Annotated in this window: 15 protein-coding genes and 1 other RNA gene; all 16 read left to right on the forward strand. The window is 44.8% G+C overall.

Going from position 1 to position 19,137, the window contains the following annotated elements; translation table 11 throughout:
• Nucleotides 1–723, forward strand: a 723-nt coding sequence (locus tag ACKX2L_RS10700) for a restriction endonuclease subunit S (protein WP_497553263.1), incomplete at its 5' end; no start/stop codon positions are given.
• A 43-nt stretch (nt 724–766) separates the two neighbouring features.
• On the forward strand, nt 767–1,735 hold the full coding sequence (xerA, locus tag ACKX2L_RS10705; RefSeq protein WP_497553264.1) for a site-specific tyrosine recombinase/integron integrase: 969 nt from the start codon (nt 767–769) through the stop codon (nt 1,733–1,735).
• A gap of 16 nt (nt 1,736–1,751) precedes the next feature.
• Nucleotides 1,752–1,919: a hypothetical protein gene (locus ACKX2L_RS10710; RefSeq protein WP_497553265.1), complete on the forward strand. Its 168-nt coding sequence runs from the start codon at nt 1,752–1,754 to the stop codon at nt 1,917–1,919.
• 38 nt (nt 1,920–1,957) lie between these two features.
• A complete protein-coding gene (locus tag ACKX2L_RS10715; RefSeq protein WP_497553266.1) occupies nt 1,958–3,034 on the forward strand; it encodes a restriction endonuclease subunit S in 1,077 nt (358 codons plus the stop codon).
• Nucleotides 3,035–3,326: 292 nt separating this feature from the next.
• Nucleotides 3,327–6,689 (forward strand): DEAD/DEAH box helicase family protein, encoded by a 3,363-nt coding sequence (locus ACKX2L_RS10720; RefSeq protein ID WP_497553267.1) that lies wholly within the window; start codon nt 3,327–3,329, stop codon nt 6,687–6,689.
• Between the two features lie 123 nt (nt 6,690–6,812).
• Nucleotides 6,813–7,829, forward strand: a complete 1,017-nt coding sequence (locus ACKX2L_RS10725; RefSeq protein WP_497553268.1) for a UPF0236 family transposase-like protein — start codon at nt 6,813–6,815, stop codon at nt 7,827–7,829.
• The gene (locus ACKX2L_RS10730) at nt 7,721–8,287 is read left to right on the forward strand and encodes a UPF0236 family transposase-like protein (RefSeq protein ID WP_497553287.1); all 567 of its coding nucleotides are present in this window, start codon (nt 7,721–7,723) and stop codon (nt 8,285–8,287) included. Before ACKX2L_RS10725 ends, ACKX2L_RS10730 begins: the two co-directional genes overlap by 109 nt.
• A 346-nt stretch (nt 8,288–8,633) precedes the next feature.
• Nucleotides 8,634–8,814, forward strand: a non-coding RNA gene (gene ssrS, locus ACKX2L_RS10735) — 6S RNA.
• A 426-nt stretch (nt 8,815–9,240) separates the two neighbouring features.
• Entirely contained in the window at nt 9,241–10,263 is a 1,023-nt protein-coding gene (pheS, locus tag ACKX2L_RS10740; protein ID WP_497551425.1) for a phenylalanine--tRNA ligase subunit alpha, read from the forward strand.
• A gap of 41 nt (nt 10,264–10,304) precedes the next feature.
• Nucleotides 10,305–12,737: a phenylalanine--tRNA ligase subunit beta gene (pheT, locus tag ACKX2L_RS10745; RefSeq protein WP_497553269.1), complete on the forward strand. Its 2,433-nt coding sequence runs from the start codon at nt 10,305–10,307 to the stop codon at nt 12,735–12,737.
• A 56-nt stretch (nt 12,738–12,793) separates the two neighbouring features.
• On the forward strand, nt 12,794–13,933 hold the full coding sequence (gene queA, locus ACKX2L_RS10750) for a tRNA preQ1(34) S-adenosylmethionine ribosyltransferase-isomerase QueA (RefSeq protein WP_497553288.1): 1,140 nt from the start codon (nt 12,794–12,796) through the stop codon (nt 13,931–13,933).
• Nucleotides 13,930–14,817 (forward strand): prolipoprotein diacylglyceryl transferase, encoded by an 888-nt coding sequence (gene lgt / locus ACKX2L_RS10755; protein WP_497553270.1) that lies wholly within the window; start codon nt 13,930–13,932, stop codon nt 14,815–14,817. The genes queA and lgt overlap by 4 nt, the downstream gene beginning before the upstream one ends.
• 395 nt (nt 14,818–15,212) lie before the next feature.
• Nucleotides 15,213–15,650 (forward strand): division/cell wall cluster transcriptional repressor MraZ, encoded by a 438-nt coding sequence (gene mraZ / locus ACKX2L_RS10760; RefSeq protein WP_497551428.1) that lies wholly within the window; start codon nt 15,213–15,215, stop codon nt 15,648–15,650.
• Between the two features lie 14 nt (nt 15,651–15,664).
• Entirely contained in the window at nt 15,665–16,639 is a 975-nt protein-coding gene (gene rsmH / locus ACKX2L_RS10765; protein ID WP_497553271.1) for a 16S rRNA (cytosine(1402)-N(4))-methyltransferase RsmH, read from the forward strand.
• Nucleotides 16,640–16,653: 14 nt separating this feature from the next.
• On the forward strand, nt 16,654–17,118 hold the full coding sequence (locus ACKX2L_RS10770) for a hypothetical protein (RefSeq protein WP_497551430.1): 465 nt from the start codon (nt 16,654–16,656) through the stop codon (nt 17,116–17,118).
• Between the two features lie 27 nt (nt 17,119–17,145).
• Nucleotides 17,146–19,119 (forward strand): peptidoglycan D,D-transpeptidase FtsI family protein, encoded by a 1,974-nt coding sequence (locus ACKX2L_RS10775; protein WP_497551431.1) that lies wholly within the window; start codon nt 17,146–17,148, stop codon nt 19,117–19,119.
• Nucleotides 19,120–19,137 lie beyond the last annotated feature (18 nt).

Here is a 19,137-nt window from a genome sequence, read left to right on the forward strand (position 1 = left end):
CGTGATGAACAACAAAAGTGTATGGATATGATGGATTTGTTAGAGTCCATTATTAGAGAAAGAAAGTCTCAGCTAGACAAGTTGGATGAACTCATCAGAGCCCGATTTGTCGAGCTCTTTGGCTCGATAAGCAATAACAAGTTTGGATATGAAGTAATGACTTTACAGGATGTATGCGAGCCCATTAAAGATGGTACTCATCAAACTCCAACATATACGGAAGATGCCGTTAATGGGTATAAGTTTTTGTCATCAAAGGATGTTACTTCCGGTAAGGTTGACTGGAATCATTTGAAATACATACCCGAAGAATTGCACAAAGAGCTTTATAAAAGAATTAGCCCAAGAAAAGGCGATATTTTGCTTGCGAAAAATGGAACAACAGGAGTTGCCGCAATCGTAGATAGAGATGATGTTTTTGATATTTATGTAAGCTTGGCTCTTCTACGTCCGTTAGGCATGGTGACATCAGAGTATCTGTGCTCTGCGGTCAATTCTATTGAGACGAAACATCAATTTGATAGTAGCCTGAAAGGAATTGGAGTTCCGAATCTGCATTTGGGAGAAATCAAAAAGACAAAGATTGTTGTTCCTCCTATTGAAGAACAAGAAAAGTTTGCAGAGTTTGTCAAACAAGTCGACAAATCAAAAGTTGCAGTGCAGAAAGCGCTGGATGAGGCTCAATTATTATTTGATAGTTTGATGCAAGAGTATTTTGGATAAATAAAGTGGTTGTAGGGATGCTGGTAAAGAAAGGATTACCAGTATGGAAGAAAAGATTGTCACTATATTAAATGAGATGTCGGAGTATCTTTCAATTGCACAAATGAAGAAGCTTCAGGAAGTTATGCTGGATGCTTTTTCAGGAAGAATTGAAAAGCAAAAGCAAATTTCAAATCGAGAATATTTGCAAATGTTTTTGGCGGCAAAAACAATAGAAGGTTGTTCAAAGCGGACAATTCAATACTATCGAGTAACGATTGAAAAAATGCTGACTGTTATGAATCAGCCAATTCGCAAGATTACTACGGAGGATATGAGAAGTTACTTGTCACGATACCAAGAGTGGAATGGCTGTAGCAAGGTGACGGTTGATAATGTTCGGCGTAATATATCTAGCTTTTTTTCATGGCTTGAGGAAGAAAATTATAATCTTAAAAGTCCGATGCGTCGGATTCATAAGATTAAGACGAATCAACAGGTAAAAGAAATAATTACGGACGAGGACATAGAGAGACTTCGCGATAGTTGTAAATGCAAGAGAGATCTTGCGATAGTTGATTTGCTTTATTCCACGGGCATTCGTGTCGGAGAACTTGTGAATCTGAATATTTCTGATGTGGACTTTGAAGCCAGAGAATGTGTCGTTTTGGGTAAAGGCGGTAAAGAGAGAAGAGTATACTTTGATGCAAAATCAAAATTACATTTGCAAGCGTATCTATCTAGTCGTGTAGATGATAATGAGGCACTGTTTGTAACACTAGATGCTCCGCATGATAGGCTGAAAATCAGTGGTGTAGAAATAAGAATGCGTTCTTTGGGACGAAGTAATAATTTGACGAGGATTCATCCGCATAAGTTTCGTCGTACGATGGCTACGAGAGCAATTGATAAGGGAATGCCGATTGAACAGGTACAAAAGATTTTAGGACATTCACAAATCGATACAACAATGCAATATGCGATGGTGAATCAGAGTAATGTAAAGGCGTCGCATAGAAAATATATATCATAGTTTAGGAGAACTTTAGATGAAAAGAGTACAATGTCCAAATTGTGGTATGGTTGTTGAATATAATGATAAATCTGTATGGGAAGGAAATCGCGATTTTGAAGAAGTAAATTGCCCGAATTGTGATGAATACTTAACTCGTGTTTTCACAGATGGTTTTCCAAATCCACATATCATTAAGAAATAATAATACATCCTATAAATTGAGATTTGTAGGGATGATAGATGGAATATAAAGCGTTAAAGGATATAGCAAAAATTACGATGGGACAGTCTCCAGATTCATCTAGCTATAACGAAGAAAAAGATGGATTACCATTCTTTCAAGGTAATGCTGATTTTGGTGAGTTATATCCAAATGAAAGAGTCTGGTGCAATGAACCTAAAAAAGTGGCAGAACCAGGGGATATTTTAATTTCTGTAAGAGCGCCTATCGGTGCGTTGAATTATGCTAAAGATGAATGTTGCATAGGACGAGGTTTAGCAGCAATAACTATAGAAGATGAAGCTGAGCGAAATTATGTATTTCATTTGTTAAAAGCCAGAAATAATGACCTAAATCAGAAGGGAACAGGAAGTACTTTTAAAGCTATTGGAAAAAATGTTTTAGAAGAGATAGCAGTACCACAGATAAGCCGTGATGAACAACAAAAGTGTATGGATATGATGGATTTGTTAGAGTCCATTATTAGAGAAAGAAAGTCTCAGCTAGACAAGTTGGATGAACTCATCAGAGCCCGATTTGTCGAGCTCTTTGGTGATTTGAATACTAATCCCTTAGGATGGGATTTAAAGAAATTTGAAGATCTTACAGACTTGATTACTGATGGTGAACATGCAACTCCAAGAAAAACGGATAAAGGGATATATCTGTTATCAGCAAGAAATGTTCTTAATCATAGATTGCAACTTGATGATGTCGATTATATAGATGAAGAAGAGTATGAACGTATTTCGAAACGCGTTATTCCTCAAGCTGGAGATGTATTACTATCTTGTTCTGGCACGATAGGGCGATGCTGCTGTGTTCCTGAAGGGTTGAAGTTCCAGATGGTTAGAAGTACGGCAATTCTTAGGTTTAAAGATTTTATTAATCCTGTGTTCGCTGAATATATGATCACATCTGATTATGTACAACAGCAGATTGATAAGGTTAAGACAGCATCATCTCAGGCGAATTTATTTCAGGGAAAGATAGCAAAGTTGAAAGGTTTTGTGCCTCCAATAGCGTTACAAAATGAGTTTGCGATTTTTATTAAACAAGTCGACAAATCAAAAGTTGTCGCTTTAAAAGCAGCATAAATGGAGAGAGTATAGGCATTGTAGAAAAGTTTCCCAAGAAGATTGTTTGGAGAGCTATCGAATATTACAAACAGGATAAAGTTCTTGATTACATGAGAATGGGAAAGATTGCTATTCTGCAATTGTAGCCGGTAGTGGAAAGACGAAATAGGACGTTTTTATTGATGTGAACCATCCGAAGGAATGCATGTGTACATGCCCATTTGCGAAGGAAAATGATGTAATATGTAAATATATGGTTAGAGTTGGAAGTATATCGTCGTAGAGATATCTAGAACTCTAAGGGGGTTATATGACAACGAATTTTGATTATTTAAAAGAAGAACCAAAATTTAAGAGCTTTGCTGATGTAGCGATTTCTGCAGAGAGAATTATTCTGATGGATCCGGAAGCAAGTATTATTAATAGCCGCCGTGCTATGGAGTTTGCTTTGAAATGGATGTATTCCGTGGATAAGGAACTTGAGATGCCATATCGGGATAATCTGCAGAGCTTAATGAACGCAGAAGAATATCGTCAGATTATTGGGCCGGATTTGTGGAAGAGAATGGATTTCATCCGTAGATGCGGGAACAATGTGGCTCATAGCGGTAAGAAGCTGGGGCGAGATGAAGCGATGCTTTGCCTGGAGAATCTTTTTATCTATCTGGATTATATTGCATATTGCTATTCAGATTTATATGTAGAGCGTGCCTTTGATCCAAATCTTATTACAGAAAGAGAAAAGAAAGCAAAGGAAAACCGTGCACAGGCGGAAGCTACAAAAGCTGAACTTCAGAAGGAAATTGAGAGTTCTGCACAAAAGGATATTGATTTACAAAAGCTTCGTGATGAGAATGAATCTCTCAAAGAGACTTTATCCGCGCGTCGTGCGGAGAAACAGCAGACTTATGTACCAAAGCCTCTTGATTTGTCAGAGTATAAGACCAGAAAGATTTATATAGATTCCATGCTGATTGATGCCGGTTGGACGGAAGGTAAGGACTGGATCAATGAGGTAGAACTGCCGGGAATGCCAAATAAGTCCGAGGTGGGCTTTGCAGATTATGTATTATATGACGACGCACATAAGCCACTTGCTGTTATTGAAGCAAAAAGAACCTGCGTGGATGTAGCGAAAGGGCGTCAGCAGGCAAAATTATATGCAGATATTTTAGAAAAAGAGTACGGCAGAAGACCGGTAGTTTTTCTCACAAACGGCTTTGAAACTCGTATTGTAGATAATCAGTACCCAGAGAGAAAAGTAGCTGAAATATATTCAAAACGTGATTTGGAGAAGCTTTATAATCTCCAGTCTATGAGAACGAGCTTAAATCATATATCAGTGGATAAAAACATAGCAGGTCGTTATTATCAGGAAGCTGCAATTAAGGCTGTCTGTGATGCTTTTGATAAAAAGAACCGAAGAAAAGCACTTCTTGTAATGGCAACAGGTTCCGGTAAAACAAGAACCGTTATTGCCTTATGTAAAGTTCTCTTGGAAGCCGGATGGGTAAAAAATATTCTTTTCCTGGCAGATCGAAATTCATTGGTTACTCAGGCAAAGAGAAGTTTTGTGAATTTGCTTCCTGACTTGTCTTGCACAAACCTTTGTGAGGAAAAGGATAATTATAATTCTCATTGTGTGTTCTCTACTTATCAGACGATGATGGGATGTATTGATTCGGTGACAGATGAGGATGGCAAACTTTTTACGTGTGGACATTTTGATCTTGTCATCTGTGATGAAGCACATAGATCTATCTACAACAAATACAAGGATATTTTTACATATTTTGATGCACCACTTGTTGGATTAACTGCGACACCAAAGGATGATATCGATAAGAATACATATTCTGTGTTTGAACTTGAAAATGGTGTTCCTACTTATGGATATGATCTGGCGCAGGCAGTAAAAGACGGATATTTAGTAGATTATATGTCTGTAGAAACAAAACTGAAATTCATAGAGCAGGGAATTAGTTACGCAGAGCTTACGGAAGAAGAGAAGGAAATCTACGAAGATACATTTGAAGATGAAAATGGAGAGATTCCGGAGAAGATAGACTCTTCTGCTTTAAATACATGGTTATTCAATGAGGATACGATTCGTCAGGTGCTACATATTGTGATGCGAGATGCGCTGAAGATTAATTATGGAGAAAAGATTGGTAAGACAATTATTTTTGCCAAGAATCATGCGCATGCAGAAAAGATTTTGGAAGTGTTTAATAAAGAATATCCAAATCTTGCCAGTGGAGCAAACGGTCAGGCTTTTGCGAAGGTCATTGATAATTATATGACCTATGCTCAGAGTGCAATCGATGAGTTTTCTGATGCGAAGAAGATGCCGCAGATTGCCATATCGGTAGATATGTTGGATACGGGTATTGATGTACCGGCAGTATTGAATCTTGTATTTTTCAAGAAAGTAATGAGTAAAGCAAAGTTTTGGCAGATGATTGGCCGTGGTACCAGACTTTGTCCGGGACTTGTAGATGGAGAAGATAAGAACAAGTTCTATATCTTTGATTTCTGCGGGAATTTTGAATTTTTCCGAATGGGAGAAGGTCGTCCGACCGCCAATATGATTGCTTTACAAGGAGCAGTATTTAATCTGGAATTCCAGATTGCCTATAAGCTTCAGGACATTAATTATCAGGTGGATCGACTGATTGCCTATCGTAATCAGCTGGTTCAAACGATGACGGGAAAAGTGAAAGAATTAAATCGCGAAAACTTTGCGGTTCGTCAGCATATTAAGTATGTGGATTTATATTCCTCTGAGAGTAATTATCAGACGCTTACATATGAGGATACATTATTGGTTCGCGAAGAATTGGCTCCGTTGATTTTGCCGGATAGTGATGAGGCTTCAGCAGTTCGTTTTGATGCATTGATGTATGGATTAGAATTAGCACAGCTTGCGGGGAAAAAGTATGGCCGTTTGAAATCAGATTTATTCAAAAAGGTTGGCTTGATTGCTAAGGTTGCTAACATTCCGGAGATTGTCGCACAAAAAGAATTAATCGAAAGAATACTTAATACGGATTATGTTGAGCGAGCTGGTATAGATGATTTTGAACATATCCGAGAAAGCTTACGAAACTTGATGAAGTATTTGCCATATGATGGTGTTATATATAACACAGATTTTTCGGATGATATTTTGGATACACAGTGGAATGAATCTGAACTTGAAAATGATGAGTTGAAGAATTATAAGGCGAAAGCAGAATATTATATTCGTCAGCACCAGGATAATATTGTTATTGCGAAGCTTCGTACAAATCAGCCACTGACTCATGTCGATGTTGAATCTTTGGAAGAAATCCTTTGGAAAGAAGTCGGAACCAGGGAAGATTACGAGAAGGAGTATGGTCAGAAGCCATTGGGTGAGTTTGTCCGTAGTATCGTTGGAATGGATATGAATGCTGCTAAGGAAGCATTCTCAGAGTTCCTTGAGAATACGAATCTTGATAGCAGACAGATTTATTTTGTAAATCAAATTGTAGAATATATCGTTCACAACGGCATGATGACAGACCTTTCTGTGCTTCAGGAACCGCCGTTTACAGATCAGGGAAGTGTAGTTGATATATTTACTGATTTAACGGTTTGGAGTGCGATTCGAAAGGTCATAGAGAAAATAAACGCAAATGCAGTAGCGTAAAGAGTTAAGGGGGAAGAAAATGCTAGCGTAAAGTTTTAGTCGGAAAAAATATAAAAAGAGAACATCACCTGTGATAAGGTATTAAGCGGAAAACCAAAAAACCTTGCAAAGGAGATGTTCTCTATGAATAAGAGTATACAGCATTTTTCGGACGTGTCGATCAATATTTTTCAGAAACTTCAGGAAAAATTTTATGAGGATCCTACAGACATGGCCTCCTTCATCTACGGGATCTCTGATGAACTTCGTACCCTTGGAGTGCTGATGATCCAGGAGACCCTGGAAGAGATCGATCAGCAGATCCGGAAAAGCGGAAAGAGAAAGCAATCATGGGTCATCGAAAAAAACTGTCATAAAAAGCTTGTTACTTCTCTTGGAGCGGTCGATTTCACAAAAACTCTGTTTACGAATAAAGAATCGGGGGAGATGGCCTACCTGCTCGATCGGATCCTTGGGCTCAGCCCACATGCCAGACTCACAGAGGATGCCGAAGCACGTCTCCTCACGGAAGCCGTACAGACCTCCTATCGTCGTGGAGGGGAGGCAAGCACAATCTCACCCGACGCAGTCAGTAAAGAGGCCGTAAAAGACCGCCTGCATGCGCTTGAGATCCCGGATGAATGGGAAAAGCCGGAAACAAAACGGGTCGTTGATTATCTCTATATAGAGGCCGATGAGGACCATGTGTCTCTGCAATTCCAGAATGCGAAAGGAGATCTGGTGCAGAATGCGGACGGCCGGAAAAACAACTCACTGATCAGCAAGATGGTCTATGTCCATGAGGGAATCGAGCCGGATGCCCCAAAGAGTAAGCGGCATCATCTGAAAAATCCCCGGTATTTCGCAGATGTCTGTGGGGAGAAAGAGAACAATGCGTTCTGGGATCGGATCTACCGGTATATTTGTGATACCTACGAGGTGGATCAGATCAAGCGGATCTATCTGAGCGCAGACGGTGGCGGATGGATCAAATCCGGGATGAAGCGGATCCATGGCCTGATCTTTGTGATGGATGAATTTCATCTGTCAAAATACCTGATCCGTCTGACCAGTCACATGAAAGACAGCATCGAAGACGCGCGAAAAGAGCTGTATCACGCGATTCGCTATGGGACAAAGAAGAATTCAATGCAATCGTGAATCGGCTCAGAGACTGCCTCCCGGATGCGAGCGGGGTAGCCCGGATCGAGGAGGCCAGAACGTATTTTCTGAACAACTGGATGCCAGCGAGAAGAAGGCTGCTGCATCAGGATGGGGTGATCGGTTGTAGCGCGGAAGGCCATGTCAGTCACCTTTTGTCCAGCCGGATGAGCTCGAGGCCGATGGGCTGGAGCCGTACAGGTGCGAAAAAGATGGCTCAGCTGCGGGCGTATTATCAGAATGGCGGAGATATGCTGGAACTGGTAAGGAAACAGTCTGAGAAGCTTCCTGTGGCGGCAGGAGGAGAAGCAGAAGTGATCTATTCCGCAAGTGAGATGCTGGCCGAAGAGAGGAAGAATCAGAAGAACTATGGCAAGTATATCGAAAAGCTCCAGGCCAGCATACCGCAAGGATCAAGGAAGTATGTCCATCTGGAAAGAAATATTTGGGATCTGTGAGCCGTAAAGGTGAACAGAGGGCTGCTTACTTCTCTTAGGCGAAAGAAAAGCCTGCGCCGCAGTCCCTGTCAAGGGTGCATAGCACCGCTCCGCGGCCCTGCCCTTGACAGGGGCTGGGGACGCAGGCCAAAAGGCAGCTAAGAGAAGTAAGCAGATCTGTGGCTTCGTGGAAGCTCAGCCTTGTGCTGCAGGAAAATAAGAAGTATAGTGGAGCCAGCATTTCGTTGCCTGATATCTTATCAGCAGTATCCAGGGTGTTCTCCTACCCATAAAATCCGAATATAAACTTACGCCGTCGAAGAAAATAATTAGACTGGTATTTTTCTTTCGTTCCTGCTATAATGCATATAACCTGAAATGCACGATTTCACCTATGTTAATTGAACCTACAAGTACTTTAAACGGGAATCTTATATTTGGGATCGGATGTCAGGCCTCTCGTCGTGGAAGGCAGAAGATCACGTGCGGACACCCACCTGGCTTTATGCTAGGAGTCAAACGCATAGGCACGTCATTTCGGGGATATACAAAAGCTGTGATCGCATTTAGTAGTCTGCGTCCTCTGCTTTGCATTGACAAGGTATAGAAGACAGAGAGGGTATGAAGGAAAAGCTGAGAATACCTATGGATGCAGTGAAGTTCATGCGGGAGCTTCTTATCTGAAGGCATAGAGTAAATGGATTGACGTACAGGATCAAGAGATCCATACGTTCTGATCCAATGTTGCGTAGGATAAGACGTAAGGCATACGTAAGTTGCAAATGAAGAGCCATTCCGATGATCAGACTTATTATGAGCCTTGACGGTGTTTTCAGGGAATGGAAGCAGGGTGGTAACGCGGTATTCGGATTTTGAATTTCGTCCCTGGGGCATGTGAAGCTCCGGCGGACTTTTTTTATGCCTAAAATGCCTGAATTAGTGTAAAACATACATCAGTAGAGAAGGAGTAGCAGATGGTAAACGAGAAGTTGCAGAAAATCCGGGAAGAAGCAGCAGCCCAGATCCAGAATGCAAAAGATCTGGACGCTTTGAACCAGATCCGTGTCTCTGTCCTTGGTAAGAAGGGCGAATTGAAACAGATCATGAATACGATGAAGGATCTCCCCAAGGAAGAACGTCCTGCCTTCGGCCAGATGGTGAACGAAGCCAGAACAGCCGTCGAGGAGAAGCTGGAAGAGGCGAAGAAGAGAATGGAGGCGGAAGCTTTGAAGAAGAAGCTGGCCTTTGAGAAAATCGATGTCACCCTTCCGGCCAGAAAGCATGCCATCGGTCATGCGCATCCCAATACATCTGTTTTGGATGAAGTTCAGCGGATCTTTATCGGCATGGGTTTCTCTGTCGTAGAAGGACCGGAGATCGAAAAGGATTATTACAATTTCGAAGCTTTGAATATTCCGGCCAACCATCCGGCAAAGGACGAGCAGGATACCTTCTATATTACAAAAGACATTCTCCTTCGTACTCAGACCAGCCCGGTTCAGGTTCGTGAGATGGAAAAGGGTAAGCTTCCCATCCGAATGATTGCTCCCGGCCGTGTTTTCCGTGCCGATGAAGTGGATGCGACCCATTCTCCTTCTTTCCATCAGATTGAAGGAATGGTGATCGACAAGGGGATCACCATGTCGGATCTCAAAGGAACTCTGCAGCAGTTTGTTCAGGAACTTTTCGGTCAGGATACCCGGGTCAAGTTCCGCCCTCATCACTTCCCCTTCACAGAGCCGTCTGCAGAGATGGATGTCTCCTGTTTCAAGTGCGGCGGCAAGGGCTGCCGTTTCTGTAAAGGCGAAGGCTGGATCGAGATCTTAGGCTGCGGTATGGTTCATCCTAAGGTGCTTGCCATGTCCGGCATTGATCCGGAAGTCTATACCGGTTTTGCCTTCGGTATCGGCCTGGAGCGGATCACGCTTTTGAAGGACGAGATCGATGACATGCGGCTTCTTTATGAGAATGATATCCGTTTTCTGGATCAGTTTTAAAGAAGGCTTGAAAACAATAACATTTGAAAAGGAGAACATCAATGAGAACTTCATTACAGTGGATCAAGGACCTGGTCCCCGGCCTGTCCTGCACACCACAGGAATATACAGATGCAATGACAATGTCCGGTTCCAAGGTTGAATTCTTTGAACAATTTGACAAAGACCTGGATCGAATCGTCGTCGGACAGATCAAGTCGGTCGAGCCGCATCCCAATGCAGATAAGCTTGTCATTTGCCAGGTCGATATCGGAACAGAGACCATACAGATCGTGACCGGCGCTCCCAATGTCCATGTCGGTGAGCCGGGCCAGCTGGTTCCGGTCGTTCTGGACGGCGGCCGGGTAGCAGGCGGCCATGACGGCTCGAAGACCGAAGGCGGTATCAAGATCAAGGCCGGCGAATTAAGAGGTGTTCCCTCCAATGGTATGATGTGTTCCATCGAGGAATTGGGTCAAAGTCGGGAACTTTTCCCGGAAGCACCGGAAAACGGCCTCTATATCTTCGACCCTGCAAGTAATGTAAAGCCTGGCGATGATGCCATCGAAGCCCTGGGACTTCATGACACAGCCATCGAATACGAGATCACCAGTAACCGGGTCGACTGCTTCTCCATTTTGGGCCTTGCCAGAGAAGCTGCGGCGACATTCCATTTAAAGCACGCTTTCCCGGAAGTCCCTGAAACCGGAGATGATGATGACGTATCGAACTATATTTCCGCAGAAATCGATGCAGATGATCTTTGCAGCCGCTATACGGCAAGAGTCGTGAAAAATGTCCACATCGGACCTTCTCCTGCCTGGATGCAGCGCCGTCTGAGATCCCAGGGCATCCGTCCCATCAATAACCTGGTGGATATCACGAATTATGTCATGCTTGAATACGGCCAGCCCATGCACGCCTATGATCTCGACAGTATCGAGGGCCATAAGATCCTTGTGAAGAGGGCAAATGACGGCGATACTTTTACCACGCTGGATGGTCAGGAGAGAAATGTAGACCATAATACGCTGATGATCTGGGACGGCGAGAAGCCGGTCGGTATCGCGGGTATCATGGGCGGCGAAAACTCTATGATCACGGATCAGGTGAAAACCATGGTCTTTGAGGCAGCTTGCTTCGACGGAACCAATATCCGCCTGTCTTCCAAGCGGATCGGCCTTCGGACAGATGCATCCGGTATTTTTGAAAAGGGACTGGATCCCAATAATGCGATCCTGGCTATGAACCGTGCCTGTGCACTGGTCGAGGAACTTGGTGCCGGAACAGTCGTTGGCGGCGTGGTCGATATTTATCCGAGAAAGAGAGAGGGTGTCCGTATTCCTTTTGAACCGGATCGCTACAATGCTCTGCTTGGGACGGATGTGCCGGCAGAGACGCAGCTGGCATACTTCAAGGCCATTGACCTGGGTTATGACGAGAAGACCAATGAAATTCTGGTTCCTTCCTGGAGACAGGACCTTCTGACTTATGCCGATATGGCAGAGGAAGTGGCTCGTTTCTATGGCTATGACAAGATCCCGACCACACTGCCGAAGGGAACTTCTACCGCAGGAAAGCTTTCCTTAAAGAAGCGGATCGAGAATAAGGCCAGAGAAGTTGCGCAGTTTGCGGGCTATTCCCAGGCCATGACCTATTCCTTCGAGAGCCCGAAAGTCTACGATAAGCTTCTCCTTCCGAAGGATGCGCCGGAGCGGACCTGCATTACCATCGCCAATCCTCTGGGTGAGGATTTCAGTATCATGCGGACCATGTCTCTGAACGGAATTCTGACTTCGCTGGCCACGAACTACAACCGCCGTAATAAAAATGTACATCTCTATGAGCTGGCCAATGTCTATCTGCCCAAATCCCTGCCTCTGACGGAACTTCCGGATGAGCGAATGACACTGACTCTGGGCTTCTATGGAGACGGCGATTTCTATGATATGAAGGGAGTCATCGAAGAGCTCTTGAATACCATGGGCATGGATGAGAAACCGGTCTATGATGCCGAAGCGGGCAGACCTTATCTCCATCCGGGCCGCCAGGCGGATATCTATTACAAGGGACGTTATTTGGGATTCCTTGGTGAGGTCCATCCTCTGGTCCGTAACAACTATGATCTCGGGGAGAGAACTTATATCGGCGTTATCGATATGCCGGTGATTTATGACCTGGCATCTTTTGACCGGAAGTATACCGGTATTACCAACTTCCCGGCTTCGACCAGAGATCTGTCTCTTCTGGTGCCGAAGGATATGGAAGTGCAGACCTTGGAAGAGATCTTCGAGAAGGAAGGCGGAGCATATCTTGAGTCCTTCGAACTCTTTGATGTCTATGAGGGAGACCGGATCCAGGCAGGTTTTAAGTCTGTTGCCTATACCCTGACTTTCCGGGCGAAAGACAGGAATCTGTCTGACAGTGATGTCAATGAGGCAATGGACCGGATCCTTATCGGCCTGTCTCATGTCGGCGTCGAGATCCGTTCGTGAAAAAAGAAATAAAAGATAGAAAGAAGTTCATTTTTATGTCTGAAGAAAAGAAAACCATGTCTCTGGAAGAGTTCGATTATGATCTTCCAAAGGAACTGATCGCCCAGGATCCTTTGGAGAAAAGGGATGATTCCAGACTTCTTGTTCTTGACAAAAATACAGGAGAATATAAGCATCAGCATTTTTATGATATCCGTAAGTTCTTACGTCCGGGAGACTGCCTGGTCATTAACAATACCAAGGTTATGCCGGCTCGTTTGATCGGCGAGAAGGAGGGGACCGGCGGTAAGGTCGAAGTCCTTCTTCTGACCAGAAAGTCAGATACCACCTGGGAGACCCTGGTCAAGCCCGGGAAAAATGCCCGGATCGGTCAGAAACTGGTCTTTGGAAATGGCCTTTTGAAGGCAGAGGTCATCGATATCGTGGATGAGGGAGACCGTCTGGTTCGCTTTGATTTCGATGGGATCTTCGAGGAAATTCTGGACCAGCTGGGACAGATGCCCCTGCCGCCTTATATCACTCACCAGTTGAAGGACAAGAACCGCTACCAGACGGTCTATGCCAAATATGAAGGATCCGCAGCAGCACCCACGGCCGGTCTGCATTTCACAAAGGAACTTTTGCAGGAGATCCGTGATATGGGTGTAAATATCGCGGAAATCACTCTCCATGTGGGTCTCGGCACTTTCCGTCCGGTCAAGGAGGAAAATGTCCTCGAACACCACATGCATTCGGAGTACTATAAGGTGACGAAGGAAGCGGCGGACATGATCAATGCTGCCAAAGACAGTGGCCACAGGGTCATTGCCGTCGGTACGACTTCTACCCGGACTCTGGAAGCGGCTTCGGATCCCGATGGCAGAATGAGAGAAAAAAGCGGCTGGACGGATATCTTCATCTATCCGGGTTATCGTTATAAGGTCATTGACTGCCTGATCACGAACTTTCATCTGCCAAAGTCTACCCTCATCATGCTGGTCAGTGCCCTGGCAGGCCGGGAACATATTTTGGCTGCTTACCGGGAGGCTGTGAAGGAGCGCTATCGTTTCTTCAGCTTCGGTGATGCCATGTTTATCACAAATGATCTCACGGAAATCGATCCTAACGATCAGAAAGCGGAGGAGAGATCTCTGAATCAGGATACAAAACCTTCTGATCAAGGGACCAATATGAATGAAAATGGAGGCATGCAATGACGGAAACCATACGTTTTCCACATCTTCATATCACTTTGAATCATGTGGGACAGAGCATTGATCTCTTTGGATTCAATGTCGCTTTTTACGGTTGCGTGATCGCCCTGGGTATGATCCTTGGCGTCATCATGATCCTTCATGAAGCCAAGCGAACCGGCCAGTCGGAAGACAATTATCTGGATATCGCCATCTGGACCTTGATTTTCTCCGTAATCGGCGCCCGGATCTATTATGTGGTCTTTGCATGGGACCGCTATAAGAATAACCTCCTTTCCGTTTTCAACATCCGCCAGGGTGGACTTGCCATCTATGGTGGTGTCCTGGCAGGTATCCTCACGGTCTTTGTGATCTGCCGCATCAAGAAAATGAATTTCCTTCTGGTAGCAGATACCTGTATCATCGGCCTGCCCATCGGACAGATGCTGGGAAGATGGGGCAATTTCTTCAACCGGGAGGCCTTCGGAGGCTATACCGACGGTCTCTTCGCCATGCAGATTCCCCTGGATGCGGTGCGTCAGGAAGAGGCAGTCACAAAGGAAATGATGGAGCATTTAGTGACCATCAAGGGCGTGGATTATATTTCCGTTCATCCGACTTTCCTCTATGAATCCCTCTGGAGCCTGGGCGTCTTTCTCCTCCTTTTCTTTATGAGAAAGCATGTCCGCTTTCACGGCCAGCAGTTTCTGACCTATCTCGTTTCTTACGGCATTGGCCGCTTCTGGATCGAGGGATTACGAACCGACCAGCTCTTTCTCACAGGGACGAGCATCCCGGTTTCCCAGCTTCTGGCTGCTATTATGGTGGTCTTCGGTGTCATCATGCTGATTCTTGGAAATCGTCGGGCAAAAGACAGGGAAAGAAAAGAAGACATTGCACAAAATTAAATACAATTTGACCGAAAGCTTCGAAAGCGTCTGGAAATTTTACCGTAAAATTTCCGGGCGCTTTTTCTATGGGCAAATTTAGACCGATTTCAAGAGAAGCAGGAACTATATCTGGTGTTCGTCCAACAGAAATGACCTAAATATAGAAAATTCGATGATAAGATTTCACAAATTGCCGGTGAAACATTTTTTTAATGAGATATCCTCCACCATTCCCCACCCCTCGGAAAGGCTTGATTTCTCGGGCTTTTCTGCTTGATTTTCTGCCTGTGAAACAGTAATATTAAGTTTGTAGTGGTGAAAAGTGGAACGAAGTGGCGGAAAGTGCCACGACTGCTTTTCGGAGGATTGATTTTTAATTTCTAAAATTTTCGATTAGAAAGGAGGTGTCCGTCATGTTCATGGGAGAGTACAGTCATTCCATCGATCCCAAGGGAAGGCTGATCATTCCCGCCAAGCTCCGGGAAGAGCTCGGCGATAACTTTGTTGTGACAAAAGGACTCGACGGATGCCTCTTCGCCTACCCACAAGAAGAATGGCAGAACATAGAGAAGCGTTTCCGGGAAGTCCCTCTGACAACCAAGGATGCCCGTAAGTTCTCCCGTTTCTTCTTCGCCGGAGCGGCTCAGATGGAACTGGATAAACAGGGACGGATCCTTCTTCCGGCAACCTTAAGAAGCTTTGCCGGCCTGGAAAAGGATGTGGTCCTGGTCGGAGTTCTGGATCGTGTTGAGATCTGGGATAAGAGCCGCTGGGATGAGAACAATGCTTACGATGATCAGGATATGGACGAGATCGCCGAGCATATGGCTGATCTCGGACTTAGTATCTGACAGGAAGGAGACAGATGGAATTCAAACACTATTCGGTTCTCCTTCATGAGACCATCGACAATCTGAATATAAAAAAGGATGGCATCTATGTCGACGGAACGGTCGGCGGCGGAGGACATTCGCTTTTGATCTTACAGAACTTAGGACCCAAGGGCAGAATGATCTGTTTTGATCAGGATCAGGATGCGATCGAAGCAGCCGGGAAACGCCTGGCAGATTATAAGGATCAGGTCACTCTGATCCATTCTAATTATGAAAACATGGTGGAGGAAGTCCATAAGCTTGGAATCAAAAAAGTCGACGGTATCGTCCTGGATCTTGGCGTATCCTCCTTCCAACTGGATACACCGGAACGGGGCTTTTCCTATATGCAGGAGGATGCACCGCTTGATATGCGGATGGATCAGAGAAATCCGAAAACCGCAAGAGATATCGTAAATACTTATTCCAGAGAAGATCTCTACCGGATCATTCGGGATTATGGCGAGGATCGATTCGCTCATAATATTGCAAAGCACATCGTAGAGGAGAGGAAAGATCATCCGATCGAAACCGCAGGCGATCTGAACCGCATCATTGAACATGCCATTCCAGCCAAGGCCAGACGAAACGGCGGACATCCGGCCAAGAGGACCTATCAGGCCATCCGGATCGAGCTCAACCGGGAACTGTCTGTCTTAGAGGACAGTCTGGACGGGATGATCGATCTCTTGAATGAAAAAGGAAGACTTTGCGTGATCACCTTCCAGTCCCTGGAAGATCATATTGTAAAAAATAATTTCCGAAGAAATGAAAACCCTTGCACATGTCCGCCGGAATTTCCGGTATGTGTCTGCGGAGCCGTTTCCAAGGGCAGGGTCATTACAAGAAAGCCTATTCTTCCTTCCGAAGAAGAATTAAAAGAGAATAAAAGATCCAAAAGTGCACATCTTCGTGTGTTCGAAAGAGATACAGACAAAAGCAAGAAAAGAATTCAGGTAACCGATTAAAGGGGGATTTGAATATGACAGAGGTATCAAGATACAGTTATGACGGCAATGCAGTAAGAGTACATACCGCTCCCATTCCCAGCCGTGAAGAAAGAGATGCTGAGGAAAGACGGCGGAGAAATAAGGCCCGCCGGGAGAGAGAAAACCGGAAGAAAGCTGCAATGGCCAGATCCCGCCGCCATACCTTCCGCCTCTGCCTGATTGCAGCCTTCTGTGCAGCGACATTTTTCGGCTATGTCTATCTCCAGGCAGAAACGCAGACCACCATGCGTCATGTTGCTTCTCTGGAAGATGAGATCTCTACTTTAAAAGCCGATAATTCGGCTGAGAAGAACCGGATCAGTGGATCTGAAAATCTGAATCAGGTCAAGGAGACCGCTCAGAATTCTCTTGGCATGGTCTATGCAGGCCAGGGGCAGATCGTCTACTATACTGTTGATGACAGCGATTACATGAATCAATATGATGATGTGAAATAATAAAAAGTATTAGCTTGGAGACAGAGTATGGCTTATCGTTTTGATGGAGACAGGCCCTACAGACGGGGCGGGAATCAAAAAAGACCCCGCAAGGTTAAGAAACTGGACAGACTGACTTTAAGAATGCAGAAAAAGCTCTTCATCGTATTTTGCTTGATCTGCGTTCTTTTTGTTGCTCTGATTTTTCGCCTGATGTATATACAGAGTAAGAGCGGCAGCAAATATGAAAAGATTGTTCTGGCCCAGCAGGAGTATTCCAGTAAGACGATCCCCTTTCAAAGAGGAAATATTATTGACTCGAAGGGCACGGTCCTGGCGTCTTCGATCGATGTCTATAATGTCGTTCTGGACTGCAAGGCCTTAAATAAAGAAAGCGAGCTGATCGAGCCGACCATGGAAGCCTTGTCGGAATGCTTCCCGGAGGTTGATACAGAGAAAGCCAGAAAAGATCTGAAAAAACATCCGAATTCCCAATATAATGTTCTGGCGAAAAAAGTCAGCTATGAAGAAAAAAAGAAATTCGATGATCTTGTAGAAAAAAGAAAGACCGATAAGACCAAAAACAATGAAGTCTATGGGATCTGGACGGAGAAGGAATATGTCCGCCAGTATCCTTACGGATCCATGGCGGCTTCTCTGATTGGCTTTTCTGCCAGTGGAGATCAGGGAATCAATGGCTTGGAGCTGGAATATAATTCGGAATTGAACGGTGTCAATGGCCGCTCCTACGGTTATGTCAATGATGATTCCAATGTAGAGCGGACGGTCATTGAGCCGAAGAACGGGGAAACACTGGTAACATCCATTGATACCAATATCCAGTCGACCGTTGAGAAAGTTGTCTCAAACTGGGCGGATTCGGTTCGAGGTGACCAGGCCACAGGAGCCGAGCACATCGGAGTCATCGTGATGAATCCCAATGACGGAACCATCTATTCCATGGTTTCTTATCCTTATTTTGACCTGAATAAGCCGAGAGATCTTAGCAATTATTTCACGGCGGAGCAGCAGGCCAGCATGTCAGATGATGACAAAATGAACTTCTTGAATAATCTCTGGCAGAATTATACGGTTTCTGCTTCCTTCGAGCCGGGGTCTACCTTTAAACCCTTTACCGTAGCAGCCGGACTGGAAAGCGGATCTTTTTCTCCGAATTCTACTTTCGTTTGCACCGGAGCGAATCAAATCGGTCCGGATATTGTTCACTGCTGGCGGAGATCCGGTCATGGAACGGAGACAGTGGAGGATTCCCTGAGAGATTCCTGCGATTCGGCTCTCATTAAGATGGCTCAGGCAGAAGGGCCGGAGGTCTTCTCCAAATATCAGTCCCTCTTTGGTTTTGGCCAGAAGACCGGTATCGACCTCCCCGGTGAGGCAAGTACGGCAGGCCTGATTTTTGACCTGGATGGTCTGAAGCATCCCATTAATCTGGCGGTCAATTCCTTTGGACAGGGCTTTAATACCAGTATGATCCAGCTGGCATCGGCTTTCTGTTCGATCGTCAATGGAGGAAAACTCTACCAGCCGCACGTCGTAACTGCCTTACAGGACAGTTCCGGAAATGTGGTGAAAACCATTGAGCCGGTGGTACAGAAGCAAACAATTTCTCAAGAAACTTCAAATCTGTTAAAGAAATATTTAAGAACCGTTGTCCGAAACGGTACCGGTAAAGCAGCCTCTGTGGATGGATACAGTATTGCCGGAAAGACCGGCACAGCTGAGAAACTGCCACGTGGAAATGGAAACTACCTCTTGAACTTTATCGGTGCGGTTCCGGCAGAGAATCCACAGCTTGTTACTTATGTTGTTGTGGATCAGCCGCATGTGGATGATCAGGAGACCAGCACGGCGCCCAAGGATATCACAAGAGAGATCCTTACTCAGATCATGCCATATCTCAATATCCCGACCATAGCGGAGGAAGAAGCAGCTGGTATTCAGACCTTCGACTCTCAGGAGACAGGCGAAACGGTTTCTTCTTCTGCAAACTCAAATCATTAAGTCGGGCATTCCGTGGTA

This window comes from Porcibacter vitabionis, assembly GCF_046263795.1.
GTDB lineage: Bacteria > Bacillota > Clostridia > Lachnospirales > Lachnospiraceae > Lachnocurva.

Excerpts from the sequence above, each read along its gene's own strand:
- ACKX2L_RS10725 (WP_497553268.1), top strand. The coding sequence starts at position 6,813 with ATGAATAAGAGTATACAGCATTTTTCGGACGTGTCGATCAATATTTTT.
- ACKX2L_RS10710 (WP_497553265.1), top strand. The coding sequence starts at position 1,752 with ATGAAAAGAGTACAATGTCCAAATTGTGGTATGGTTGTTGAATATAAT.
- ACKX2L_RS10720 (WP_497553267.1), top strand. The coding sequence starts at position 3,327 with ATGACAACGAATTTTGATTATTTAAAAGAAGAACCAAAATTTAAGAGC.
- lgt (WP_497553270.1), top strand. The coding sequence starts at position 13,930 with ATGACGGAAACCATACGTTTTCCACATCTTCATATCACTTTGAATCAT.
- pheT (WP_497553269.1), top strand. The coding sequence starts at position 10,305 with ATGAGAACTTCATTACAGTGGATCAAGGACCTGGTCCCCGGCCTGTCC.
- xerA (WP_497553264.1), top strand. The coding sequence starts at position 767 with ATGGAAGAAAAGATTGTCACTATATTAAATGAGATGTCGGAGTATCTT.
- mraZ (WP_497551428.1), top strand. The coding sequence starts at position 15,213 with ATGTTCATGGGAGAGTACAGTCATTCCATCGATCCCAAGGGAAGGCTG.
- rsmH (WP_497553271.1), top strand. The coding sequence starts at position 15,665 with ATGGAATTCAAACACTATTCGGTTCTCCTTCATGAGACCATCGACAAT.
- pheS (WP_497551425.1), top strand. The coding sequence starts at position 9,241 with ATGGTAAACGAGAAGTTGCAGAAAATCCGGGAAGAAGCAGCAGCCCAG.
- ACKX2L_RS10770 (WP_497551430.1), top strand. The coding sequence starts at position 16,654 with ATGACAGAGGTATCAAGATACAGTTATGACGGCAATGCAGTAAGAGTA.
- ACKX2L_RS10715 (WP_497553266.1), top strand. The coding sequence starts at position 1,958 with ATGGAATATAAAGCGTTAAAGGATATAGCAAAAATTACGATGGGACAG.
- queA (WP_497553288.1), top strand. The coding sequence starts at position 12,794 with ATGTCTCTGGAAGAGTTCGATTATGATCTTCCAAAGGAACTGATCGCC.
- ACKX2L_RS10775 (WP_497551431.1), top strand. The coding sequence starts at position 17,146 with ATGGCTTATCGTTTTGATGGAGACAGGCCCTACAGACGGGGCGGGAAT.